The sequence below is a fragment of the Streptomyces sp. NPDC047049 genome, from assembly GCF_040643995.1.
GTDB classification, from domain to species: domain Bacteria; phylum Actinomycetota; class Actinomycetes; order Streptomycetales; family Streptomycetaceae; genus Streptomyces; species Streptomyces mooreae.
In genome coordinates this window covers 577,464-601,854 of sequence record NZ_JBEYVM010000004.1, presented here as the reverse complement: position 1 = coordinate 601,854, position 24,391 = coordinate 577,464, and the positions used below count along the sequence as shown (strand labels likewise).

The window sequence follows — 24,391 nt, the reverse complement described above, 5'->3', positions numbered from 1 at the left end:
TTGTGCCGGCTCAGGTAGGCGTGCAGCACCCAGCCGAGCAGCATTGGATGTATTACCCATCTCTTACCCCTCTCTTGTTTGAGACGTTTCAAGGAAGAGGTGTAAGCTTCACATAAGAGGTACATAAGCGGCAAAACGGACTCGCCTGGGCGGCCGCCGGGAGGCGGATCACCCAGGGAACGCTCCCGGCCCTCTGATTCTCGCCCGGCGAGGACTCACCATCGGGGCGGCCGCTAAATCCCTAGCAATAAGAAGGTGTGGACCTATGTCCACCAATCGAATGACACGAGCCATCGCGCTGACCGCAGGAGGGCTCCTGCTGGCTGGTGGCGCAGCAGTCGCCACTGCCGGGACAGCTGCCGCCACCACCCCGACACATGCGCCATTCAGCTACTCCAGCCACGACGGCCATGACTGGGGCGACCACTACGGCCCCGGCTACGGCTATGACTATGGCGACTACTACGGCGTCGGGGGCTACTACGGCTACGACTTCGGCCCCAGCGTCATCGTCATCTACGGCTGACGGCGGCCGCTGATGACCGTCGCCTCCTGATGGTCAAGCCTGCGACCCACCTGGTGCCCGGGATCCCCCATCCCGGGCATCCGCCATTCCGTGCCATTCCACCAGGACAGGGGCCCGCTGGGGCTGCGTCTCTTACCGGGCAACCTGGACGGTCGTGAACACATTCCGTGCGCGAGTCGACACAGTGGGTTCTTCGGTCGGCGAGTTCTGCTGCGGAGCGCGCCCGCCGGATGGCTTGCCCGGAGCACCGGCACGGCCCCGCGCCGTAGCGCGCGAGGCCGTGCCGGCAGGTGGGTCACGCGGTCGGAGGCGAGGCCGCAGATCGCGGACGCCTCCGGGGACTTGGCGCCCCCGTCTCGGGCGCCGGCTCCAGCGCCGAGCCAGGCACTGAGCCGGACACCGAGCCGCACACCGAGTCGGACACCGGGTCGGGCGCCGGGTCGGGCGCCGGGTCGGGCGCCCGACCCGGTGGCATCAGGACCCGGAGACCGGCGAATCTGTCATGCACCTGTCATGCATAGGTGTAGAACTTGGTGTGATCCAGCAGATCGGCCGGGGTGACGTCGTTCCACGGTTTCATCGTGTCGTGGAGGTCGACGACGTCGGTTGTGTTGCCGGTCGGCAGATACCCCGACTTGGGATGCAGCCGCTGCCAGTCGGCCCACAGCTTGTCGATGAAACAGTGGTGCAGCCAGAAGACGGGGTCGTTGGGCGAGGCACCGGTGGTCATCTGCCCACCGACCCAGACGTGCACGCGGTTGTGCAGATTCGGGCCGCGCCAGCCCTCGATGTTGTTGCGGAAGCCATCGGAGGAGCTGTTCCAGGGGGCGGCGTCGTAGGTGGATATCGCGAGTACGCGATCCACCTCGGCCCGGGTCGGCAGTTCGCGGACCCCGGTGCCGAGCGAGCGGCGCAGGAACGTCCGGCCGTCCACGCGGATGTTCATCGGCCACTTGCCGTTGCTGAAGGCGAACGGCCCCGAAGCCACCCGGCCGTCACCACTCCGCCCGTCGCCGCCGAGGAAGTCGTCCGCCCACAGGGAGCTGCGGGGTGTGCGGTCGACGGTCCAGTCCCAGTAGGGGAGGGTGACCGACGGGGTGATGCTCTGCAGGGCCTCTTCGAACTGCAGCAGGAACCTGCGGTGCCAAGGGAGGAACGACGGGGACCGGTGGCCGGTCCGTTCTCCGTCGTCGGTGTCGCCGATGATGAAGGCGTTGTGGGTGCTGATGAACTCGTCATAGCGGCCGCTGCGCTTGAGCTCCAGCACCGCGTCGACGAAGTTCCGCTTTTCGGTGGCGGTGAGATCCGCCTGATTCTTCCGGACTGCCATGTCGAGGACTCCTCGGTGGGGGGACGGTCAGGGGCAAGCGTCAGCCGGTGACGACCGGAACCAGGTCGGCGCCCTGAAGTTCACGAACGGCGGCGCGCGCCAGGGCGCGTGGCGTGGTGAACGTCTCGTAGTGGTTCACCAAGCTGATCCAGGTGCCATCCGCGTTCCGCATCACATGGAGGTCGTCATTGTCGATGCGGACGACGAAGTCCATGCCGTCGTGCGGGCCGGCCTGGCCGGCCGGGGCCTCTGCATGACTCCCCTTGCTCCCACGGCTTCCGTGGCTTCCGTGCTCCGGGGTTTGCTCGTCGGCCGGCCAGCCCTCGATGTGACGGCCCTCGTACATCTCGTTGAAGGGCTCCGGCATTTCGTGCCCCCCGGGGTGCCCGTTGCTTCCGGGGTTCCCTTCGCCCGCTGAGTGTCCGTGGCCGCCGACGGGGCGAGCGACGGCGGTGTCGGCAAGGGCAACCGGTGCGGCGAGCGCCGCTCCGGCAAGGGCCGCGGCGCTACCGTGCAGCACCTGGCGTCGGGTGGGACGCGACATGTTCCACTCCTCTGTCCTGTTCGTCTCGGCTCCTCCTCTGTGGCTGGTGTAGCCGGTGTAGCTGGACAGCAGAGGAGGGCTTCAGCCGGCGTGCCGAAGATCGGCCCGCGCCGCCACATGCTGGCAGGGACGAACGGATCATCAAGTGGCACCGCCGGATCAGGCAACGAACGAGACAACACCTGGGGGAAGGTGCAGAGTTCAACAGCGGTGATCGTACTCACGCCCCGGCGCACCGGCGCGCGGAACCGGATATTCCGCGCTACGGAGCGCTGTCAGCCGCAGATCCTTTCCTCGCGCGGCCGAAACCGTGACACGTCGCACGGCCGGAACTCGGCGCGAATGTACGGGCCTTCAGGTGAGTGGTGTTTGGGGCTTGTGCTTTCGCATCAGTGGAGATGGGTGTGCGCAGTGAAATGGAGTGGAGAGTGGTGTGAGTGAGGTGTCTTCGTCCGGCGCGCTCGGGACCGGGGGTGGACGGCGACTACTCCGCGCGCGAGGAGACATCTCGTGTGGCTGGGCCGGGCGCCGTCACCCGGTACTTCACCGGGAGGTGTCGGGCCCCACCGACGACAGGTAGCCCGGTGCCCGCCAGGCGTCCAGTCGGTGCTGCACCATGGCACCCAGCGACAGGAGCGCGGCATCCTGATGGTCACCGGCCATCAGGAGCAGGCCTACGGGCAGCTTGTTCACGAACCCGGCGGGCACGGACAACGACGGGTAGCCGGCGACGGCGGCAGGGGTCGAGGACGGGATCACATCGTTGTCGCCGCGGGCACAGTCGGTCGTCCAGGCGGGCGGGTTCGTCGGCGCGGCGATGGCGTCCAGGCGGTGGGTGCTCAGGGTCTCGTCCAGGGAGCGCCGGGAGAGGTCCTTCAACTCGGCGCGCTTGGCGCGGTATGCGGGGTCGGTGGTGGGAGGCGCGACGAGGGCCCGCTCGAAAAGCTCCTGACCGGCGAAGCAGGTCCGCTCCGCCGGGTGGGTGCGGTGGAAACCGATCAGTGCGGCGAGGTTTCGAGGGCCGTGGCGAGTGGCGAGGTAGGCGTCGATGTCCCGGTGGAACTCGCTGTACAGTGCCGGGAATTCGAGTTCGGCGAGACGCTGCTGATACGGCGGGGTCACCTCCACGACCTCGGCTCCCGCGGTACGCAGTTTCGCTGCCGTGCGGGTCATGACGGCGTCCACCTCCGGACCGAGCGAGGGCAGCCGCCACAGGCCGATCCGCTTACCGTGCAGACTGCCGCGGTGCGTCAGCTCGCCGAGGAGGTCCGGGGAGCCAAGGGGGCTGGTGGGGCCGAAGCCGCCGGAGCGGCCACCGGGGAGCGAACTGCTACCAGCAGGATGCGAAGTACCGCCAGGAAGCGCGGTTCGGCGAGGGGACGAGGTTCGGCCGGGGTGCGAGGCGTCGCCACCGCTGAGGACGGAAAGGGTGAGCGCGGCATCGGTCACATTGCGGGCCATCGGCCCCGCGGTGTCCTGTTCGGCGGAGATCGGCACCACGCCGGTCTGGCTGACCAGTCCGTGACTGGGCTTGTGGCCCACCACCCCGTTCATCCCGGCCGGGCACACGATGGAACCGTCCGTCTCGGTACCGATCGCCACCTGCGACAACGAGGCGGCGAGCGCGGCAGCCGAACCGGAGGACGACCCGCACGGATTCCGGTCCAGTACATACGGGTTATGGGTCTGTCCTCCCACCGCCGACCAACCCGATGTCGGCTTCGCCGCCCGGAAGTTCGCCCACTCGGACAGATTGGTCTTGCCGAGGATCACCGCCCCCGCGTCCCGCAGCCGGGTCACCAGCGGGGCATCGGTGTCCGGCGGGGTCCCGGCCAGCGCCGACGACCCGGCCGTGGTCGGCATATCGCGGGTGTTCACATTGTCCTTGAGCAGAACGGGGATGCCGTCCAGTGGACCGCGGGTGCCGCCGTGCCGGTGCCTGGCATCGCTGGCGGCCGCCTGACGCAGGGCCGTCGGGTCGGTGCGCAGCACAGCGTGGATCTTGGGGTTGATGGCCTTGATCCGCCGCAGATAGGCGGCGGTCAGCGCCGACGGGGTGAGCGAACCGTCCGCCATGCGGTCCTGCAACTCCGGGATCGTCACCGTGTCGAGGTCGACTCCCGGCCCCGGGGGCGCGTCGGCCGACTGCGGTGAACCGCCCGGGCCGGAGTCGGCTTCAGCGGCTACCGCGGGCGCATGCGGCGGCGCGCCCGCCGAACTCGTCGGGCCCGTCGGACCTGCCGAACCCGTCGGGCCCGTCAGCGCCGTCGGGCTGGTCAGCCCCGTCAGAAGAGACCCTGTCGCCAGGGCAGCGGCCAGTGTGGCAACAACACTCGTCTTCCCCATGAGAGTTAGCGCACTACATCCCGGCGTCCGGCACAAGGGCGCCGCAGCGCGCCCCGCGCGCTATGCCGCCATGCCTCGCCGCCCCGCCGCCCCCGCCCCGCCGTCGTCACCCCGGATGCTGCCCGCCCCGGACCCGCCACCCGTGCGCCAGGCCCCCGATGTCGTTGACCCCGGCGTTGCCGATCCGCGGGGGCTGAGTTCCGCCGTGGGAGGTGTAGTAGGCGGGCCGGCTCATCGGCGGGGGTGTGCGTCCCCGATGGTGCATGTCCGTGGCTTCGGCTGCTGCCTCATCGAAGAGGAGAGGACGGGTCCGGGCCGAGGGGCTGGACTTCGGTGTGCGCCATCAGCTGTACGGGGTCGTGGTCGCCGTCTTGGCATTCGGCCCACTCCCAGTAGTGGGAGCCGGGGCCGGTCTGGACGTAGCCCAGGCGTGCGAGCGCCTGCCCGCGTGCGGTGAGCGTCGGCACGTACGGGCCGGGCAGCTCCGTGGAGGGCCACTCGTCGGCGGGGACACCGTAGAGGACCACAGCGATCTCCCAGCGCGCGTCGCCGGGCGGCCGGGTCAGCTGTGCGCGGGTGAGGTGTCCGTGGGCCGTCGGCTCCGGTTCGGGGCCGGGCAGCTCGGCCTGCGGGTCCGGGACCTCGTCCTGCGGGACGACGGGATCGGTCTGCGGGACGGGAAAATCGGCACTCACGAGTACTCCTCACTTCAGGCGGCATCGGCCACGACCGACGGCACCGACGACGCGGGGGACGGCCAGGACAGCGATGGCGGGCGGAAGGCAGCGGACCGCACGCGGCACCGGTCTCGTGGGGCTGACCTCATGACCTGTCGTCGATGCGTTGTGGGCGAGGAGCTTGCCCGCCATGCGAACGGCAAACCCCGAACCACCCGATCAGCCCACCTCTTCCCCGTCGGTGACTGTGACCTTGGCCGTAGCTCTGGCCGTGGCCGTGGCCGTAACCGTGAACGGTGTTCCCTGCGCTTACCCAGCGCACCGGCCATGCAAGGGTTCCGCTCCCGCGGATCCTCCCGATGCCACTCGCCCATGGTCCCCGACAGTGGGCGAAGTCGCAGGTGGAAGCACGTGGCCGAGGTCAGCCGCGACGCCGTGCCGGGCCGCCGCCATCCCTGGTTTGGCCTCTCTCTGGATGCCTGTCAGTGTGACGTTCTGTTACCTGGGTAGGGCAGGGGGCGAGCCGGGACGGTGTTGCGGCGGCGGTCAACCCCGCGGACCGTCCCGGCCCGATAGTGCACAGAGAAAGGAACCGACCGTCATGAAGAACATCTGGGCGTACCCGGCAGAAGTTGGCTACCAGGGTCAGGAGCCGTTGACGGGGTTCACCGTGGAGACCCCTGACGGGACGTTGGGGCAAGTGGAACGTCAGATGAACGAGCCGGGCAGGCAGCATCTCATCGTCGACACCAGTGTGTGGGTCTTCGGCAAGAGCCTTCTGGTCCCCGCGGGAATCGTTCACTCCGTCGACACCGCCGCCAGGACGGTAACGGTCACCCATGCCAGGGACAAGATCAAGGCCGCGCCCCGCTTTGCCTTTGACAGCCAGACCGCCGAAGTCGGCTACCTCACCGAAGTCGGCAGGTACTACGCCGCGCTCGGACAGCCCGCCGCCCTCTGAGGAACGCGCACATCCGGCCGAGCGCCGTAGCAGGCCGTTGCCCTCTGCCCGCACCCGCGGACGCCGGTGCGGGCAGAGACGCTGACACAGGCGCAGACTTACCTGCGCGCAGACTTACATGCCGTCGCGGCCGGCTTCCGGCCGCGGCGGCACGACGTATGCCGGCTCACGGCACGTTGGCTCGTCCCGGTCTCCCCGACGGGCGCACCAGAAAACCGTACGAGTGAATGCCGGCCCCTTCACTTTGCGATCAGGGCCGCTATCCACCGATTTTCTCGGCATGCATAACCTCCTCGCCGTTTTCCGCAACGAGCGATAGGACGGTTTCCCCGGCGACAATGCAGACGTCATGTGTCACGGGCCTTACATTCCGCCCCACCTTATTCTGTTTCCGTTCCGTTACATATCCGGCTCGCTGAGCATCAAAGTTATTGCCGGTGAATCCGTAATGCACCTCGCCGCCCCCGCCGAAATGCGGGTCAGATCCTGTTGAGGAGCCGTGGACGTGGGCGTATTCGGGGGCGGAGGGGCCGCACCCGCGTGCCCCCATTCGGGTGAAACGGGCCGGTCGCGGGCGCACAAGATTCCGGTCGGGAAGGGGGCGCGTATCCAGGTTTTCGATACGCGGCCCAGATGAGAAAGTTTTTCCAAAATGTCCCCAACGGATTCCCACGCTAGCATCGAACAAAGGTTGTGCTGTCTGACCGTCTCTCGTGTCGAGCGCAGGCGATAAGCGGGAACCGTTTTCCCGCTGGCGGCTCCGCCGTCCGTGCCGGCACCTCACCCACCGCTCGGTTCGCCCCCTCGGGCCTGCGCCGGAACAAGCAAAGGCGCCAGGCGCCAGGGCACTGAACGACGGCGGCCGGAACTTCCCCAGGGAGCTCACATGGCGGGAAAGTCGTTTGAAGCGTTGCCTCCCGATCTGGCGGAATCCACCACGGTCCGGGGCGGGGTTGTCCCCCCGCCCGCGGGTGTCGAGAGGGTTCTCGCTGCGGTACTGGCTGACGTCGTGCGCGTCGCTCAGGTGTCGGTCGACAGCCACTTCTTCGACGAACTGGGCGCCGACTCGATGGTGATGGCACAGTTCTGCGCCCGGGTCAGGAAGCATGCGGACCTGCCCTCGGTATCGATGAAGGACGTCTACCGGAACCCGACCATCCGGAGCCTGGCGACGGCGCTCACGGCCTCCGCGCCCGCTGCCTCCACAGCCCCTACGGCCGCCACAGCCCCCATGGCCGCCGCTGCCCCCGGTGCCCGCACGGCCCCCGCGGCCCGCGCCGAGTCGCCGGCTCCCCCGCCGGTGGCGACGGCTCCGACCGGCACGCCGCGCTACGTCCTCTGCGGAACGCTGCAGTTGCTGGCCTTCCTCGGATACTCCTGCCTCGTCGCCTACATCGCCGCCCGGGGCTACGCGTGGATCTCCGCCGGGTCCGGCGTGTTCGACGCGTACCTGCGCGCGGTGCTGTTCGGCGCGGCGGGCTTCGGATGCCTGTCCGTCCTTCCGATCCTGCTGAAGTGGGTACTCATCGGCCGGTGGAAACCCCGTCAGATCCGTGTCTGGAGCCTGGCATATGTCCGCTTCTGGATAGTCAAGACGCTCATCCGTTCCGATCCCCTGGTCCTGTTCGCCGGGTCGCCGCTCTATGCGCTCTATCTCAAGGCGCTGGGGGCGCGGATCGGGCGACGCGTCGTGATTCTCTCCAGGAACGTTCCCGTGTGCACGGACCTGCTCGCGGTGGGCGAGGGCGCGCTGATCCGCAAGGACTCGTACTTCAACGGCTACCGGGCCCACGCCGGCGTGATCCAGACCGGCACGGTCACCCTGGGGAAGAACACCGTCGTCAGCGAGGCCACTGTCCTCGACATCGACACCTCGCTGGGCGACGCGGCCCAGCTCGGCCACGCCTCCTCGCTGCACAGCGGGCAGGCGGTGCCCGACGGCGAGCACTGGCACGGGTCACCGGCGCAGCCGACCGAGGTGGACTACCAGGTGGTGGGCCCGGCGGAGTGCGGTGCCACGAGAAGGCTGCTCCACAGCGTCCTGCAGCTGCTGGCGGTGCTGCTGGTGTACGTGCCGCTGGCGATCGGCGCCGTGGACATCGTGCTCGCCGCGGCCCCGCAGCTGGCCGCGGCCCTGGAGCCGGGGCCCTCGGCCCTCACGAGCTGGACGTTCTACGGTGACGCCCTGGCGTTCTCGCTCGTCGTCTTCTTCGGTGCCTTCCCCCTCGGTCTCCTCCTGCTGATCACGGTTCCGCGCCTGCTGAACCGGGCCCTCACACCGGGCAAGGTCTATCCCCTGTACGGCTTCCACTACGGGGTGCACCGGGCGATCACCTTCATGACCAACAGGAGGTCGCTGATGCGCCTGTTCGGCGACAGCTCCTGCATCGTCCACTACCTGCGGTGCCTGGGGTACGACCTGGCGCGGATCGAGCAGACCGGGTCGAACTTCGGCACGGAGGTGAAGCACGAGACCCCGTACCTGAGTTCCGTCGGCAGCGGCACGATGGTCGCCGACGGGCTGTCGGTCAACAACGCGGACTATTCGAGCACCTCGTTCCGTGTCTCCCGGACGTCGATCGGAGCGCACAACTTCCTCGGGAACCGGATCGCCTACCCCTCGCGGGGCAGGACGGGTGACAACTGTCTGCTCGCGACGAAGGTCATGGTCCCCATCGACGGCGAGGTCCGGAAGGACGTGGGGCTGCTGGGCTCGCCCAGCTTCGAGATCCCGCGGTCGGTCCAGCGCGACAGCAGCTTCGACGGGCTGAAGAGCGAGGAGCAGCTGCGCCGCCGGCTGCCCGCCAAGAACCGGCACAATGCCGCCACCATGGCGTGGTACCTGCTGGTCCGGTGGGTCTACTTCTTCCTGGTCACGCTGCTCGTCTCGGCCGCCGCCGACCTCTACGCCCCGTTCGGTGCGGCGGCCATCGCGCTGGCCGACGTGCTCGTCGTGCTGTTCACGGCCGTGTACTACGTGCTGGTCGAACGTGCCGTCACGGCCTGCCATCCCACGGACCCGTTGTTCTGCTCGATCTACGACCTCCGCTTCTGGCGGCGTGAGCGCTACTGGAAGGTGCCGTCGGAGACGTACCTTCGGATGTTCGACGGGACCCCGTTCAAGAGCGTGATCTGGCGGATGCTGGGTGTCCGGATCGGCAGCAGGGTTTTCGACGACGGCTGTTATCTGACCGAGCGGACGATGGTCACCATCGGGGACGGCTGCACGCTCAACGCGGGGAGCGTCGTCCAGTGCCACTCGCAGGAGGACGGCACCTTCAAGTCCGACCGCAGCACGCTCGGTTCCGGCTGCACGCTCGGCGTCGGCGCCTTCGTCCACTACGGCGTGGCGATCGGCGACGGCGCGGTGCTCGCGCCCGACTCCTTCCTCATGAAGGGCGAAGTCCTCCCGCACCACACGTGGTGGGGAGGAAATCCGGCCCGGCAGCTGAGCCGGGGCGACGGCGGGGAATGGAGGTAGCTCCGATGGCAACGCCGCTGACGAACGACGTGGATTTCCGGCGCGAAGAGCCCGCCGCCGGCGGGTTCGCCACGGTCCCGCGGTGGACGCGCACCCCGGTTCCGGGCACCGCGGCACACGAGTCGGTGATACCCGAGTACCTGCTGCCGGCGCTGGAACGGCTGGCCCAGGAGTGGGGCGTCACACCGCACTCGGTGCTGTTGGCCGCGCACGCCAAGGTCCTGGGCGCACTGTCCGGTGAGCGGACGGTAGCGACCGGCTATGTCGCCGTGGCGGGCGGCGCTCCGTCGCCCTGCCGGCTGTCGACCGCGGCCACGACGTGGCGGACGCTGGTGCGCGACACGCATCAGGTCGCATCCCAGCTGCCGGCGCGCGAGGGCGATCGGGCCGACGGCCCCGGGGGAACGCCGGACCGGTCCGTTCCGTCGCCCGAGACGGTCTTCGATCCGACCGGTGGCGACAAAACGGCCGAATCCGCCGTGCTGCGGGTGGCGGTGGTGTGCCGGGACGGCCGGCACCTGCTGCGGCTGCGCTACCGGACCGATGTGCTCGACGAGGCGTGTGCCGCCAGGATCGCCGGGTACCACCTCACCGCGCTCGCGCTGATCGTCGCCGATCCGGACGCGGCGCACGGGCGGCAGAGTCTGCTGTCCGCCGAGGAACTGCACCTCCAGCTCGAAGGGCTCGCCGGGCCGCGGCGGGCGCTGCCGGACCACCGGTTCCACGAGCTGTTCGAGCGGCGGGTGCGGGCGCATCCGGACGCCGTCGCGGCCGTGCACGCCGGCCGCCAATGCACCTACCAGGAGCTCAACGCCCGTGCCAACCGGGTGGCCCACACGCTGCTGGCACGGGGACTGCGCCGGGAAGACGTGGTCGCGGTGGTGACCGAACGCAACCTGGACTGGCTGACCGCCGTCCTCGCGGTCTTCAAGGCCGGAGGCGCGTACCTGCCGATCGAGCCGCACTTCCCCGCCGACCGCATGGCCACCATGCTCTCCCGTGCCTCGTGCGGGCTGGTGCTGACCGAACCCGGCAGCACCGCTCCCCTCGACCGGGCCCTGGAGTCGCTGCCCGGGATCCAGCGGCTCTTCCTCGACGCGGCGTGCGAGGAGAGCGGCGACGACAGCGACCCCGCCGTCCCCGTCGGCCCGGACGACCTCGCCTACGTCATCTTCACCTCCGGTTCCACCGGCGAGCCCAAGGGCGCGATGTGTGAGCACGAGGGGATGCTCAACCACCTGTACGCGAAGATCGACGACTTGGGGATCGCCGAGGGACAGGTCGTCGCCCAGACCGCGCCGCAGTGCTTCGACATCTCCCTGTGGCAGCTGCTCTCCGCGCTGCTGGCCGGCGGGCGGACCCTGCTGGTCGAGCAGGAGGCCGTCCTGGACGTGCGGCGGTTCCTCGACACGATCGTGGGCGGCGGGGTCCATGTGCTCCAGGTGGTGCCGTCCTACCTCGATGTCGTCCTGTCCTTCCTGGAAGAGCACCCCCGTGAACTCCGCTCCCTGCGGTGCGTGTCGGTGACCGGCGAGGCGCTGAAGAAGGAGCTCGTCCAGCGCTGGTTCGCGGCCGCGCCCCGGATCGGTCTGGTCAATGCCTACGGTCTGACCGAGACCTGCGACGACACCAATCACGAGGTCATGGACCGGGTGCCGGACGGTGAGCGGATCCCGCTCGGCCGCCCCGTCAACAATGTGCACGTCTACCTCGTCGACGCGTACCTGTCGCCGGTGCCGCTCGGCGCCCCCGGTGAGATCGTCTTCTCCGGAGTCTGCGTCGGCCGCGGTTACGTCAACGATCCCGAGCGCACCCGGCGGGCGTTCACCGCGGATCCGCACCGCGCGGGCAGGCGGCTCTACCGGTCCGGCGACTACGGCCGGTGGTCGCCGGAGGGAAAGCTGGAGTTCCTCGGCCGCCAGGACGCCCAGGTCAAGATCCGCGGCTTCCGGATCGAGCTGGGCGAGATCGAGAACGCCCTGCTCGGGGTGCCCGGGATCCGCGACGGTGCCGTCGTGGTCGCGCCACGGGACGGCCCGGCTCAGCGGCTGGTGGCCTTCTACTCCGGTCCGTGCCCGCTGGACGCGGCCGCACTGCAGGAGCAGGTGAGCCGGTCCCTGCCGTCGTACATGGTTCCGTCAGCCTTCCACTGGCGCGAGAGCCTTCCGCTGACGGCCAACGGAAAGACCGACAAGAAGGCGCTGGCCGCGCTCACCGAGGAGGGCGGCACCGAGGAGGACGGCGACACCACCGAGGAAAGCGGCACCCGCGACGGCCGTCTCCCGCCCGCCACACCGGCCGAAGAGCGGCTTGCCGCCGCCTGGGCCAAGGCGCTGGGCATCCCGGAGAGCCGGATCGGAGGCCGGGACAACTTCTTCGACCTCGGCGGCACCTCACTGTCGGCCGTACGCGTCGCGATCTGCCTGGATCGCGTGGTCTCGCCCAAGGACCTCCTGCGGCACCCGGTCCTCGCCGACCTGGCCCGGCTGGTCGAGAGCCGTGCCACGGCCGGCTCCGCGCCGCCGCGGGCGCCGGCGGAGTCCGGGCGGGGCAACACGGCCCGGGGCCGCACCACGGCGCAGGGCCGCACCACGGCGCAGGACCACGACACGGTGCCGGGCCGCACCACGGCGCAGGGCCGCACCACGGCGCAGGACCACGACACGGTGCCGGGCCGCACCACCGTCCCGGACACCGGCCGGCTTCCCGTCGGCGCAGAGCGAAAGGACACCACGATGGCACCCTCACTCCCGACCTCCCTGCCGGACCTGGAGTCGGTACCCGGCCGGACTCCGATGCTGCGGCTCGACACCGCTGCCGACGCGGCGAGCTGGGCGGCCGAGCACCGGGACGCGGTGCGTGCCGCGGTCCTCGAACACGGTGCGGTACTCGTCCGCGGCCTGGATCTTCAGCACCCGGCCGAGGTCGGCGCCCTCGTCCAGCGGCTGGGCCTCGCTCCGGTGACGGAGCGGGAATCCTTCGCCCCCCGGCAGACCTACTCCGAGGGCGTCTACTCCTCCTCCAAGTGGCCGCCGAACCAGCCGATGTGCATGCACCACGAGTTGAGCTACACACTCGAATTCCCCGGCCTGATGCTCTTCGCCTGCCTCGGCGCACCCACCGAGGGCGGAGCGACCGGGGTCGCGGACTCCACCGCGGTGCTCGACGCGCTGCCGCCCGAGCTGACCGAGCGGTTCGAGCGGGAGGGCTGGCTGCTCACCCGCAGCTATCACGACGAGATCGGTGCCTCCTTGCCGGAGGCGTTCGGCACCGATGACCGGAGCGCCATCGAGAGCTACTGCCGCGCCCACGCGATCGAGTACGAGTGGCAGCCCGACGGCGGGCTCCGCACACGACAGCGCCGCAGCGCCGTGGTGCGCCACCCGGTCAGCGGGCGACGCTGCTGGTTCAACCAGATCGCGTTCCTCAACGAGTGGACGATGGCCCCCGAGGTCCGCGAGTACCTGATCGACGAGTACGGCGCCGACGGGCTGCCGTTCAACACCCGCTACGGCAACGGCGACCCCCTCACCGAGGACACCGTCCAACTGCTCAACAAGGTCTACGAGGCGCACACCGTGCGCCGGCCCTGGCGGGCCGGTGACCTGCTCCTCGTCGACAACGTCCGTACCGCGCACAGCAGGGAGCCCTTCGAGGGGCCGCGCGAGGTGGTGGTGGCGATGGCCGATCCGCTGCGGCTGGCCGACTGCTCACCGACCGTCGAGGTGACCACCTCGTGAACACCAACCGCTCCAGTGCAACGGAGTCCGCCATGACGAAACCGCCGCTCACCGTGCCCCCGTTCGCCGTGATCTCGGGTGCGCAGGTCCAGACCGCCCTGCAAGGACGGGAGAAGCACCTCGTGGAGGTGGTCGAGGACACCTACCGGCTGCACGGCGCCGGTGCCTCGGTGAACCCTCCGTCCTGCTTCCTCCGGTTCCCCGACCGCCGGTCCTCGCGGATGATCGCGCTGCCCGCCTCGATCGGCGGAGAGGCACAGGTGGACGGGCTGAAGTGGATCTCCAGCTTCCCGGAGAACGTGGCGTCCGGCATTCCCCGTGCCTCCGCCGTGCTGATCCTCAACGACCCCGCCACCGGCTACCCGTTCGCCTGCCTCGAAAGCTCGATCATCAGCGCCACCAGAACCGCCGCATCGGCGGCGTCGGCGGCCGACTGGCTCAGCCGCGGACGCCCGCGCCCGGTGCGCGTCGGGTTCTTCGGAACGGGCCTGATCGCCCGCTACATCCATACGTTCCTGGAAGGCACCGGCTGGTCGTTCGACGAGATCGGCGTGCACGACCTGTCCGCCGACAGCGCCGCCGGCTTCCGCCTGTACCTGGAGCAGACCGGCACCGCCGGCCGGATCACCGTGCACCACAGCGCCGAGGAACTGATCCGCCTCAGCGATCTGGTGGTCTTCGCCACCGTCGCCGGCCGGCCGCACGTCCACGACCCGTCGTGGTTCGCCCACCACCCGGTGGTCCTGCACGTGTCGCTGCGCGACCTCGCACCGCAGATCCTGCTGGCCTCGACCAACATCGTCGACGACGTCGAGCACTGTCTCACCGCCGACACCTCCCCGCACCTGGCCGAACAGCTCACGGGCAACCGGGACTTCCTGCACGGCACGTTGGACGACGTGATGAACGGGCGGGTGACGGTGCCGGCGGACCGGCCCGCGGTCTTCTCACCGTTCGGTCTCGGCGTGCTCGATCTCGCGGTCGGCAAGTACGTCTACGACGAGGTGGTCCGCTCCGGCCAGCTGCAGGTCGTCGACAACTTCTTCCATGAACTGCGCCGGTATGGATGAGACCGGCACCGGCGCAATGAGGAGTCCGCCCTAGTCGGATGGAAATCCGAAGGTGCTCTGCCTCCAGAGGAGGGACCCATCATGCCAGTCATCTCTGTTCCCTACGCCTTCAACGAGGAAGAACTCTACGTCGACCTCCAGGCGATCTTCGGGCAGTCCCTGTTCCTCAAGTGCGAGGGCCTCAACTTCGCCGGCTCGATCAAACTGAAGGCCGCGACCGAGATGGTGGAGGCGGCCGAGCGGGAGGGCGCCCTGACTCCCGACTCGGTCCTGGTCGAGTCCTCGTCCGGAAACCTCGGGGTGGCACTGAGCATGATCGCGGCGAGCAAGGGCTACCGGTTCCTGTGCGTGACGGACTCCCGCTGCAACCTGTCGACCAGGCTGATGATGGAGGCCCTGGGCAGCCAGGTGCACGTCATCGCCGCCGACGAGTCCGGCAACGGCTTCCTCGGCGCACGGCTCGACTACGTCCGCGATCTGTGCGCCTCCGACGACCGCTGGGTGTGGCTCAGCCAGTACACCAATCCGGGTAACTGGCAGGCGCACTACCGCACGACGGCACCGGCGATCGCCCGCTGGTTCCCGCATCTGGACGTGCTGTTCATCGGGGCGGGCACGACCGGAACCCTGATGGGCTGTGCGCGCTACTTCCGGCAGTGGCACCGGCCGGTGCGGATCGTCGCGGTGGACAGCGTCGGTTCGGTGACCTTCGGCGGTGCGCCGGGACGCCGTATGATCCCCGGCCTGGGCATGAGCGTCCCTCCCCCGCTGCTCGACGAGTCCTTCGTGGACGAGGCGGTACGCGTGGCGGAGGCGGACACCGTCCGTGCCTGCCACCAACTCGCCCGCCACGGTTTCCTGTTCGGCGGCTCGACCGGCACGGTCGTCAGCGGCGCGATGGACTGGCTGTCCCGGCACGACACGCGCGGGCTCACCGCGGTGGCCATCGCCCCGGACCTCGGCGAGCGCTACCTCGACACCATCTACCAGGCCAACTGGGTACAGGACCTGTACGGCGAGGACATGCTCGGCTCCGACGGCGCCTCCGGCGCAGCCGCCCCGGCCGACTCCCGGGAGATCCGCCCCGCACCGCCGAGGCGCGGTGAGGACCCGTATCCGCACCCTCAGCGCAAGGAGCAGGCGGGCGACATCTAGATCCGGGCCCGTGTACGCAGGAGGCCGGCCGCGGTAGCCGGCACGGATCCGGCCGGCCGGTACAGCCCGGCCGGCCGGATCGCACCGTCCTGCGACGCGGTCGGTCGGTCGGTCGGTCAACATCAGCACAAAAGCTATGTGTTTGCTTTAACTGGCGTTACCCCGTACCCTGAAGCTAACGCAAAGAAATTGCGTTAGCTTCCTTTGTGGCGCAGCTTCACCACCACCGCACCGACCGACCGCACACACCCCACCCACGCGTCGAGGACCTGCCATGACATCCGTCGAACTCACCGCCGGCGAAGTCGCCCGATGGGCGCTCCACGCCGGGCTCCCGCTGCCGGACGAGCGCCATAGCGATGTGGCCGCGACCGCGAACCACATCCACAGCGTCATCCGCACCCTGCGCGAGCTGGACTTCGGGGAGACGCCGCCCGCCGCCACCTACGTCGTCGAAGGGGAGGCGGCCAATGGAGCCCTTTGAGCTGACACTTGCCGAGGCGGCCGCTGCCGTGGAGGAGAGAAGCCTCTCCCCGGTGGAGCTGACCGAGTCCGTACTCGGACGGATCGACGCCGTCGAAGAACGCTTGCGGGCCTACGTCACCCTGGCCGGCGAGACGGCGCGCGATGCGGCCGCGCGAGCGGAACGCGAGATCGCCGCGGGCGGATATCGCGGCCCCCTGCACGGCATCCCCTTCGGGCTGAAGGACATGATCGACGCTGCCGGGTTGCCGACCACGGCCAGCTCCCGGGTCAGGGCGGACCACCTCGCGAAGGCGGACAGCGCCGTGGCCGGACGCCTGTCCGCGGCGGGCGGGGTTCTGATCGGGAAGACGCATACCCATGAATTCGCCTACGGGCTGACGACTCCTCAGACGCGCAATGCCTGGGACCAGGACCGGATTGCGGGCGGGTCGAGCGGTGGTTCGGCGGTCGCCGTGGCAGCGGGAACCGCCACCTTTGCCCTGGGGACGGACACCGGCGGTTCGATCCGCGTGCCCGCGGCGCTGAACGGGCTGGTCGGTCTCAAACCGACCTACGGCCTCGTCCCCCTGCACGGCGTGGTCGCCCTGTCCTGGTCGCTGGACCACGTCGGCCCCCTCACCCGGACCGTGCGGGACGCGGCGCTCGTCCTGTCCGCGCTGGTGGGCCCCGCCCCTCAGGATCCGGCGAGTCTCCGGCCGGCGCCGACCGGCTACCCGCTGCCCCCGGGGGACGGTGACCTGAGGGGTCTGCGCGTCGGCGTACCGGTCAACTACTACTTCGACCGCGTGGCCCCCGAAGTCGAAGCCGCCGTGCGCGAGGCCCACAGGCAACTGGCGGACATGGGGGCCGAACTCGTCGAGGTCGAGATCCCGATGACGCGTTACGTTCAGGCGACCCAGTGGGGCCTGATGGTCCCCGAGGCGACCGCCTCTCATGAAAGGACGCTGCGGTCGGTCCCCGAGCTGTACGCGCCGGACGTCCGGGTCCTCCTGGAGGCCGGCGAGCTGGTCTCGGCGGGCGACTACCTGCGGGCCCAGCGCTCCCGCACCCTCATGCGCCAGGCGTGGCTGAGCATGTTCGACCGGATCGATGTACTCGCGGCGCCCACCGTGCCGATGACCGCCACGAAAACGGGCCAGACCTCCGTCTCGTGGCCGGACGGCAGCACGGAAAGCGTCTCCGATGCCTATGTCCGCCTCAGCGCCCCGGCGAACATCACCGGACTGCCGTCCCTGAGCCTGCCGGTCGGCCGCGATCATGGGGGCCTGCCCATCGGCATGCAGCTGATAGGGCGGCCCCTGGATGAAGCCACGGTGCTGCGCACCGGGCAGGCGTACGAGAACGCCCGCCCATGGATGAGGCCGCCGGCATGAGCGTTCGCCATGGCCGTCGTTGCGGGTCGGCGCGCCGTGCCCGTGTGTGATCACCAACAGACCGGGGCCGACGTTACTGTTCCCGAAGTCAGGCGTGACGTGGCGAGGAGAGCCGCTGATGGAGTTCCTGGTCGACATGGTGACCACCGTTCCGCAGGGCACGTCCGAGGAGGCCGTGGCGGAGATCCGGGCCCGGGAGGCGGTACGGTCACGGGAACTGGCCGCGCGGGGAATCCTGCTGCGGCTGTGGCGGCCGCCGCTCGCGCCTGGTGAATGGCGCACCTGGGGCCTCTTCAGCGCGGACGACGCGGAGCAGTTGGAGCAGGTCCTCGTGTCGATGCCCCTGCGGGTGTGGCGGCACGACACGGTGACGCCGCTGTCCCCGCACCCTAATGACCCGGGCCGTTGAGGCGCAGCCACCTCGGCACCGGAACGGCGACCTCGGCGGGACGTCTGTTGCGACGGACGACCAGGCCGAGCGTCGTCATCAAACCGGGAGAACGTGCCGCGTCGCGCCGCATCGCGCCGCGTCTCGCCGCATCGCGCCGCGTCTCGCCGCATCGCGCCGCGTCTCGCCCCCTGTCTCCCGGCCCGGTTTTCGCGGCCTGCCGCCGTGCCGCCCCCACAGGAGAACCCTGATGAACAGCTCACAAGACAGCGAGGCCGTCCTGCACGACGTGCTCGACCGGTGGAAGGCGGCAGTCGACGCGCATGAACCACAGCGGGTCGCCGCCCAGTTCACCGAGGACGCGATCTTCCAAGGGCTGCATCCCTACAGCGTCGGGCGGCCGGGCATCACCGAGTACTACGATTCAAAGCCCCTCGGGATGACCGCCGAGTACCGGATTCTCGAAACCAGGCGGCCCGCCGACGACCTCGTACTCGGCTACCTGGACGTGGACTTCTCGTTCACCGACAGGCCCACGATCGCCGTGAACCTCACCGTGCTGCTTCAGGAGAGGGAGCACGGCTGGTACATCAGCCACTATCACGTCTCCCGCCGCAGTTAGCCGCTTCATCGCCCGGGATCACGGAGGCGCCCAGGGCGCGAAAGGCCACGGGGCGGCGCCGGACGGAGCATGCCGTGCGCCTCCTCTGGCCGGGTGAAGTCGGCGGGGAACCGTGTCCACCCCGGCGCCGGTGCCGTTTGTGAAAGCGTGATCTCCACTCGACGCATGTATGCGGCACTCGTCCTGACCGCCGGCGCTTCGGGCCTTGCGGTGTCGTCCGCCTCGGCCGCGCCCGTAGCCCCGACCGCCCCGCCGACCGGGCAGGGAATCTCCGTCCTCAGCACGCTCGACAGCCTCGGTGTCGCGCCCGTCCCCGCCAGATACCAGAGCCAGATGCCCACGGTCACCGGGCAGCTCACCGGCCTTCAGCACCTCCATGACCTCGGCCAGCTGCACCAGGTGACCGACCTGGCCGCCCCGGTAGCCGGCCTGCTGCCCGTCGTGGCGTAGCCCCGTTCCGTATGGTTCGCGGCCGGAGCGGGAAGGGGCCGAGGCTGCGATCCACCGGGGGGCAAGGCACCACGCCGCACCTGATCTAATGGGCGCCGAGGTGAGAGATATGGTGTCGACCGACCGGCTGCTTGCGTTCGCGGCGATGTCGTTGCTGGTGATTGCGATCCCGGGGCCGAGCGTGCTCTTCGTGATCGGCCGGGCTCTGGCGCACGGCCGCCGCACAGCACTGGCGACGGTACTGGGCAATGTGCTGGGCTCGTACCTGCTGGTGGCCGCGGTGGCGTTCGGCCTCGGCGCGTTGGTCGAGCGGTCCGCCGCGGTCTTCCTCGCCGTGAAACTGGCCGGCGCGGCCTACCTCGTTTTCCTCGGAGTCCAGGCGTTCCGGCACCGCAAGGAAATGAAGATGGGTACCGCGGATGTGCCGGCGCAGCCCGCCCGCGGTGATCTGCGCACGATCGCCGACGGCGTCCTTGTCGGCGTTACCAACCCGAAGGGCATCGTGTTCTTCGCCGCCGTGCTCCCCCAGTTCGTGGACCGCGCGGCGGGCGGACTGCCCGCCCAGATGCTCGTGCTGGGCCTGGTGCCGATCAGCATCGGCCTGATCACGGACACGATGTGGGGGCTCACGGCCTCGGCGGCCCGCGCCTGGTTCGCGCGTTCCGAACGCCGGCTGTCGATGATCGGTGGCGCGGGCGGCTTCGCCATGATCGGTCTGGGCATGACGGTGGCGGCCACCGGCCGCGCGGACTGACCGTACCCGGCAGTCGTCCGCTTCCCACTCCCTGCTCCCTTTTTCGCTTCCCCTTTCCCCTTTCCCCTTCCGCTTCCCGGTGGCGAGCCGGGCCGCGATGCGTCCAGGCCGGCCGCCGCTCGCCGCCGCTTCGGGACATCACCGCTGCGCGCGATGCACCCGGGCGAGCAGCAGGACCGTGTCATCGGCCGGGGAACTCGGCAGGAGGCCGGCGAGGATACGGTCCGCCGTGTCTTCCAACGAGTCGGAGATCCGGCCCAGTTCCGTACGGAGGCCGGCCAGGCCCTCGTCGATGTCGTGGCCCCGTGACTCGATGAGGCCGTCGGTGTAGAGCACGAGGGTGGCCGCGTCGGGCAGCTCGATCTCCGTCGTCCGGAAGGGACAGCCGCCGACGCCGAGCGGCACTCCGAGCACCTCGTCGATGAGCTGGATCCGGCCGTCCGGGTGCCGGACGAGGGGCGGAGGGTGGCCGGCGCTGGCGATCCGGGTGCCTCCGGTGGTGGGGTCGTAGCGGATGTAGAGGCAGGTCGCGAGCTCGATGCCGGCCTCTTCGGCGCACTGGTCGAGCTCGGTGAGCAGCCCGTCCGGTTCCTGGTCGTGCCGGGCCAGCGCCTTGGCGGCGATGCGCAGCCTGCCCATCGCCGCGGCGGCCGACACCCCGTGTCCCATGACGTCACCGACGACCAGGGCAACGCGGCCGCCGGGCAGGGGGATCACGTCGTACCAGTCACCGCCGACCTCGGTGACGCGGCTGCCGGGCAGGTAGCGGTGGGCGATGTTCAGGTACGGGCCGGGCGCCAAAGCGGTGGGGAGCAGGGCCCGTTGGAGGGTGAGCGCGATGTTTCTCTCCCGGTTGTACAGCCGGGCGTTGTCCAGGCTCAGCGCCGCCCGGGAGGCGAGCTCACCGGCCAGGCTGAGGTCCTGTTCGGTGAAGGCCGGTCTGGCCGCCGACCGGCCGAAGACCGCGATCCCCTGGACCGTTCCCCGGGCGATGAGCGGAGCGAGGAGGAGGCAGGCCAGACCGCTGTCGGCCATCAGCCGGGCGCGGGTTTCGTTCAGCATGGTGCGGACCATGAACTCCTGGTTCACCGCTACGCACAGGGGACGGCCGGTCCGCAGCATCTGATGGATGGCGGAGCCCGGCGGGTAGTGCACCACGTCCACCCCGCTCACCAGTTCCGTCGCGGGCGGGGGAAGGACGGTGCCGTGCGCGATGCGGTGGGTGTCCACCGGCAAGGCGGGGTCGAAGGCCGCCTGCTCGTCCTCCCACTCCACGAGCTCCACGACGGCCGCGTCGGAGAAGTCCGGGACCGCGGCTTCCACCAGTTCCTGGGCCGTGACCTGCACATCCAGGGTGGTGCCGATCCGGGCGGTGGCGCGGTTCAGCAGTGCCAGCCGCTGACGGGTGGCGGTTGCCTCCACGATGGCCTGCTCGCGGTCGGTCACATCCACCAGCAGGCCGCCCACTCCCCGGTGGGTGCCCACGGCCTGGGTGAGCGGGAAGAAACTCACCGACAGGACCTTGTCCCGGTCCGGGTGGCCCCGGGTGCGCATCCCCACCCGCACGCCCGTGACGGGTTTGCCCTCCGCGGCGACGGCGCGCAGCATGCGCTCGTACTCACCGCCGTCCGAGGTGATCATGATTTCGGCGAGGCGCCGTCCGAGGTGTTCCTCGATGGGGAGTCCGTTCATGTCGGCGAGCGCCTGGTTGACGTGGAGGTAGCGCAGTTCCGCGTCGAACATGGCCAGGCCTATGGGGCAGGTCTCGAAGAGGGCGTCGAGGAAGGCGAGGTTGGTCTTCACCCGGTCCAGCTCGTCACCGCGGCTCGCCAGCGCCATGATCACCGAGCGGCCCGCGGCGCCGGTCACCGGGAAGACGCGGAACCCGCAGTCGAGAACCGTGCCGTCCTGATGCACGGCGTCCAGGCGGCCGCGCCAGTACCCCAGGGTCCGGCCCCGCTCCGCCATACGCGCGCAGGCGTCGGGTCCTCCCCCGGGCGGCCCGGGGAGAAGGAGGGCGCCGGGCTTCGTCAGCGCCTGGGCCGCGTGGTAGCCGAAGAGGTCCCGGGCGCCCGGGCCCCAGTAGCAGATCCGGTTGTCGTCGTCGATGCCGAACACGGCGACGGCCACATGCTCCAGCAGCGAACCGGGCTCGGACCAGAGCGGACCACGAGCCCTCGCGTCGCTCGGCCGATCTGCTGGCACCGGCTTTCCCTTCCACCCGCCGCGCACGGTGGCGGTCCGCCCGCCGGACGGAGAGCGGCTCTCTTCATTCTGCGCTTGTCGCTCAGGCGCGGACACTCCGGCGGGGGGCCGGATACGGCGTGGGGCCGGGTACGGCTTGGGGCCGGGTACTGGCGAGACAGCCCTCAGGGGCTGCCGGTCCTCGTCGGCGGGGAGCGCCGCGGGCCCGGGACCGACGGCGGCAGGACGAGCTCGGCGACGGCGCCGCCGTCCGGCGCGTTGGAGAAGCGCAGCGTGGCGCCGAGGACCCGGGCCTGTCCCATGGCGATGGTCAGTCCGAGGCCGTGGCCGGTCCTCCGGCCGCTGCCGGACCGGCTCCGGAACCGCTGGGGACCGTGGTCGAGGAGGTGGCCGGGGTAGCCGTCCCCGTGGTCCCGCACGGTGATGACGCGGCCGTCGACGGTCAGGAGGACCGGCGGTCGGCCGTGCCCGTGGGCGTTGGAGACGAGGTTGCCCAGCACGCGCTGGAGCCTGCGGTGGTCGGTCTCCACCCGGGTGTCCCGCTCGGTACGGACCTCGGCCTGCAGCCCGGTGGCCAGCACCGCACGCTCGGCCAGCGGTCCCAGCTGATGCACCTCGATATCGGCCTGCTCCACCTCCGCGTCGAGGCGGGAGATCTCCAGCAGGTCCTCGGTCAGCCGGCTCATGGTCCGGATCCGCTCCCGCACCAGCTCGGCGGGGCGGCCGGGGGGCAGCAGCTCCGCCGCGATCCGCAGGCCGGTCAGCGGAGTGCGCAGCTCATGGGCCACATCGGCGGTGAAGCGCTGCTCGCTGTGCAGCTTGGTCTGCAGTGTGGCGGCCATCGCGTCGAGTGCGGCCGCCACGGCGGCGGTCTCGTCCTGGGCGAAGGGGGCGCACAGGACGCGGGGGTCGTCCACCCGGGCGTCGAGATCGCCGGTGCTGATTCTGCGGGCCACCTGGGCGGTGTGGTGCAACCGACGGGTAATACGGGAGACGCCGAACAGTCCGACGGCGAGAGTGAGGGCGATCGCGAAGGCCGAGGAGCCGACGATGGTCCGGTCCAGTCCGCGGATCGCGGCGGCGCGCCGGCTGTAGTCGAGATGGACGGCCAGCGCCTTGCCGTCGGCGGGGGTGACGGCCCACATCGCCGGGCGGCCCTGGTGGTCGGCGAGCTGGGTGCCGCGCTCGCCCCGCAGTGCCATGGCGCGGAGCGGGGCGGGGAGGTCGGCGGGGTCCACCGCGGCGTCGCGGCCGAGGGGTTCCCCGGCGACGTACGCCGCCGCGACGGAGTCCAGCTGCGACAGCGCCGCGCTGCGGGCCTGGCTTTCCGCCTGCCGCCCGACGAGGACGTGCACCAGGACCCCGACGACCGTGGCGAGGACGCAGCACATGACGATGACGAAGGCGGCGAACTTCCCGTGGAGCGTCGTCGTCCAGGCGGGCAGGCGCAGCCGGGTCCGGGGCGGGCCGGCGCTCACGGGGTGCGCTCCGGGGCTGGTGTGCGCTCCGGGGCGGGGCTGGCGGAGTGCGCCTGGTCGAATTCCATCGACCGCAGGGCCATGGTCCGCGTCCGCGCGTCCCATGCGTAGACCGTGCGGGTGTCGTAGCCAGGCGTGCCGGTGGGCTCCCGCAGGATCAGATCGCCGTTCGCGATCTCCACCGACAGCGGTGTCGCGCCGGCGTCCATGATCCGGGTGACCTGCCCGTGGTCGAGCGTGAAGACCCACAGTGCCAGTGAGTGGTCCGGCGACTCGATGCCGACGATGAGTTCGTCCCTGCCGTCGCCCGTCAGGTCCCGGTACTGGGGCTTTCGCACCGGACAGCGCTCCGGCTCCGCGGCGCAGGCGTTGATCTTCCTCGTGGTGGCGGAGTCGAACTGCGGCCCGCCGCCGAGCGCGGAACCCGCGGCGGTCTGCGCCTTGACGACGGTGAACAGGTTCGCCTTGCGGATGTCGCCGGACGGCAGGGGCGGCACTCCGGGAACGGCCGCGGGAAGGTTCTCGCCCCTTCCGCGCTCGGGTTGTGGCGCGGGCTTCCGCTCGGGCCACAGCCGCACCGGGGCGGAGGCGGCCGAGGTACGTCCGGCGCTCAGCGGCTCCCCGCTCTGCGTACAACTGCTCAACAGCACGGCCATGCCTGTCGCCGCGAGGGCGGACGACGCCATCCGTAGGAGCCCGGGGGGCGACAAGGAACGGTGAAGAGGCACATCTTTTCCCGTCGTGGTGCACGTTGAGCCTCTTGGATCATAAGACGCGTGACGCGCTGCCGGGACGGGTCCGACCG

At 70.2% G+C, this 24,391-nt stretch carries 20 protein-coding genes and 1 pseudogene; 13 read left to right on the top strand and 8 right to left on the bottom strand.

Translation table 11 applies throughout. From position 1 onward, the window contains the following. The first annotated feature begins 265 nt into the window (after positions 1 to 265). A complete protein-coding gene (locus tag ABZ851_RS14130) occupies positions 266 to 526 on the top strand; it encodes a hypothetical protein (RefSeq protein ID WP_361126067.1) in 261 nt (86 codons plus the stop codon). A 511-nt stretch (positions 527 to 1,037) separates the two neighbouring features. Here ABZ851_RS14130 and ABZ851_RS14125 read toward each other — a convergent pair. The 5 genes from ABZ851_RS14125 to ABZ851_RS14105 form a co-directional block, all read right to left on the bottom strand. Continuing rightward, entirely contained in the window at positions 1,038 to 1,856 is an 819-nt protein-coding gene (locus ABZ851_RS14125) for a tyrosinase family protein (protein ID WP_361126064.1), read from the bottom strand. A gap of 40 nt (positions 1,857 to 1,896) precedes the next feature. Beyond that, positions 1,897 to 2,400, bottom strand: a complete 504-nt coding sequence (locus ABZ851_RS14120; RefSeq protein ID WP_361126061.1) for a tyrosinase family oxidase copper chaperone — start codon at positions 2,398 to 2,400, stop codon at positions 1,897 to 1,899. Positions 2,401 to 2,943: 543 nt separating this feature from the next. Next, positions 2,944 to 4,746: an amidase family protein gene (locus ABZ851_RS14115; RefSeq protein ID WP_361126058.1), complete on the bottom strand. Its 1,803-nt coding sequence runs from the start codon at positions 4,744 to 4,746 to the stop codon at positions 2,944 to 2,946. A 106-nt stretch (positions 4,747 to 4,852) separates the two neighbouring features. Continuing rightward, positions 4,853 to 4,981 carry a hypothetical protein gene (locus ABZ851_RS14110; RefSeq protein WP_361126055.1) on the bottom strand — a complete coding sequence of 43 codons (129 nt, stop codon included), beginning with the start codon at positions 4,979 to 4,981 and terminating at the stop codon, positions 4,853 to 4,855. A gap of 52 nt (positions 4,982 to 5,033) precedes the next feature. After that, entirely contained in the window at positions 5,034 to 5,441 is a 408-nt protein-coding gene (locus ABZ851_RS14105) for a DUF6303 family protein (protein WP_361126052.1), read from the bottom strand. A 583-nt stretch (positions 5,442 to 6,024) separates the two neighbouring features. Here ABZ851_RS14105 and ABZ851_RS14100 point away from each other — a divergent pair. The 12 genes and pseudogenes from ABZ851_RS14100 (at position 6,025) to ABZ851_RS14045 (ending at position 19,903) form a co-directional block, all read left to right on the top strand. After that, positions 6,025 to 6,384, top strand: coding sequence for a PRC-barrel domain containing protein (locus ABZ851_RS14100; RefSeq protein ID WP_361126049.1), 360 nt, complete (start codon positions 6,025 to 6,027; stop codon positions 6,382 to 6,384). Between the two features lie 886 nt (positions 6,385 to 7,270). After that, positions 7,271 to 9,865 carry a Pls/PosA family non-ribosomal peptide synthetase gene (locus tag ABZ851_RS14095; protein ID WP_361126046.1) on the top strand — a complete coding sequence of 865 codons (2,595 nt, stop codon included), beginning with the start codon at positions 7,271 to 7,273 and terminating at the stop codon, positions 9,863 to 9,865. After that, a pseudogene (locus tag ABZ851_RS14090) lies at positions 9,856 to 12,345 on the top strand (amino acid adenylation domain-containing protein); the annotation flags it as partial. The gene ABZ851_RS14095 and the pseudogene ABZ851_RS14090, both read left to right, overlap by 10 nt. Before the next feature lie 255 nt (positions 12,346 to 12,600). Then, a complete protein-coding gene (locus tag ABZ851_RS14085) occupies positions 12,601 to 13,605 on the top strand; it encodes a TauD/TfdA family dioxygenase (protein WP_361126262.1) in 1,005 nt (334 codons plus the stop codon). A 32-nt stretch (positions 13,606 to 13,637) separates the two neighbouring features. After that, positions 13,638 to 14,675, top strand: coding sequence for a 2,3-diaminopropionate biosynthesis protein SbnB (sbnB, locus tag ABZ851_RS14080; RefSeq protein ID WP_361126043.1), 1,038 nt, complete (start codon positions 13,638 to 13,640; stop codon positions 14,673 to 14,675). Positions 14,676 to 14,756: 81 nt separating this feature from the next. Further along, the gene (sbnA, locus tag ABZ851_RS14075; protein WP_361126040.1) at positions 14,757 to 15,830 is read left to right on the top strand and encodes a 2,3-diaminopropionate biosynthesis protein SbnA; all 1,074 of its coding nucleotides are present in this window, start codon (positions 14,757 to 14,759) and stop codon (positions 15,828 to 15,830) included. Between the two features lie 274 nt (positions 15,831 to 16,104). Continuing rightward, on the top strand, positions 16,105 to 16,314 hold the full coding sequence (locus tag ABZ851_RS14070; protein ID WP_361126037.1) for a hypothetical protein: 210 nt from the start codon (positions 16,105 to 16,107) through the stop codon (positions 16,312 to 16,314). Continuing rightward, the gene (locus tag ABZ851_RS14065) at positions 16,301 to 17,689 is read left to right on the top strand and encodes an amidase (RefSeq protein WP_361126034.1); all 1,389 of its coding nucleotides are present in this window, start codon (positions 16,301 to 16,303) and stop codon (positions 17,687 to 17,689) included. Before ABZ851_RS14070 ends, ABZ851_RS14065 begins: the two co-directional genes overlap by 14 nt. 94 nt (positions 17,690 to 17,783) lie before the next feature. Next, entirely contained in the window at positions 17,784 to 18,098 is a 315-nt protein-coding gene (locus tag ABZ851_RS14060; protein WP_361126031.1) for a muconolactone Delta-isomerase family protein, read from the top strand. A 229-nt stretch (positions 18,099 to 18,327) separates the two neighbouring features. Next, complete coding sequence (locus ABZ851_RS14055; protein WP_361126028.1) at positions 18,328 to 18,699, top strand: SgcJ/EcaC family oxidoreductase; 372 nt, start codon at positions 18,328 to 18,330, stop codon at positions 18,697 to 18,699. Positions 18,700 to 18,864: 165 nt separating this feature from the next. Further along, positions 18,865 to 19,149 (top strand): hypothetical protein, encoded by a 285-nt coding sequence (locus tag ABZ851_RS14050; protein WP_361126025.1) that lies wholly within the window; start codon positions 18,865 to 18,867, stop codon positions 19,147 to 19,149. A gap of 109 nt (positions 19,150 to 19,258) precedes the next feature. Then, positions 19,259 to 19,903 carry a LysE family translocator gene (locus ABZ851_RS14045; RefSeq protein WP_361126022.1) on the top strand — a complete coding sequence of 215 codons (645 nt, stop codon included), beginning with the start codon at positions 19,259 to 19,261 and terminating at the stop codon, positions 19,901 to 19,903. 138 nt (positions 19,904 to 20,041) lie between these two features. Here ABZ851_RS14045 and ABZ851_RS14040 read toward each other — a convergent pair whose 3' ends face one another. The 3 genes from ABZ851_RS14040 to ABZ851_RS14030 form a co-directional block, all read right to left on the bottom strand. Next, positions 20,042 to 22,108, bottom strand: a complete 2,067-nt coding sequence (locus tag ABZ851_RS14040) for a SpoIIE family protein phosphatase (protein ID WP_361126019.1) — start codon at positions 22,106 to 22,108, stop codon at positions 20,042 to 20,044. Positions 22,109 to 22,272: 164 nt separating this feature from the next. After that, complete coding sequence (locus ABZ851_RS14035; protein WP_361126016.1) at positions 22,273 to 23,586, bottom strand: HAMP domain-containing sensor histidine kinase; 1,314 nt, start codon at positions 23,584 to 23,586, stop codon at positions 22,273 to 22,275. Continuing rightward, entirely contained in the window at positions 23,583 to 24,272 is a 690-nt protein-coding gene (locus ABZ851_RS14030; RefSeq protein WP_361126013.1) for a hypothetical protein, read from the bottom strand. The genes ABZ851_RS14035 and ABZ851_RS14030 overlap by 4 nt, the downstream gene beginning before the upstream one ends. Between the last annotated feature and the right edge of the window lie 119 nt (positions 24,273 to 24,391).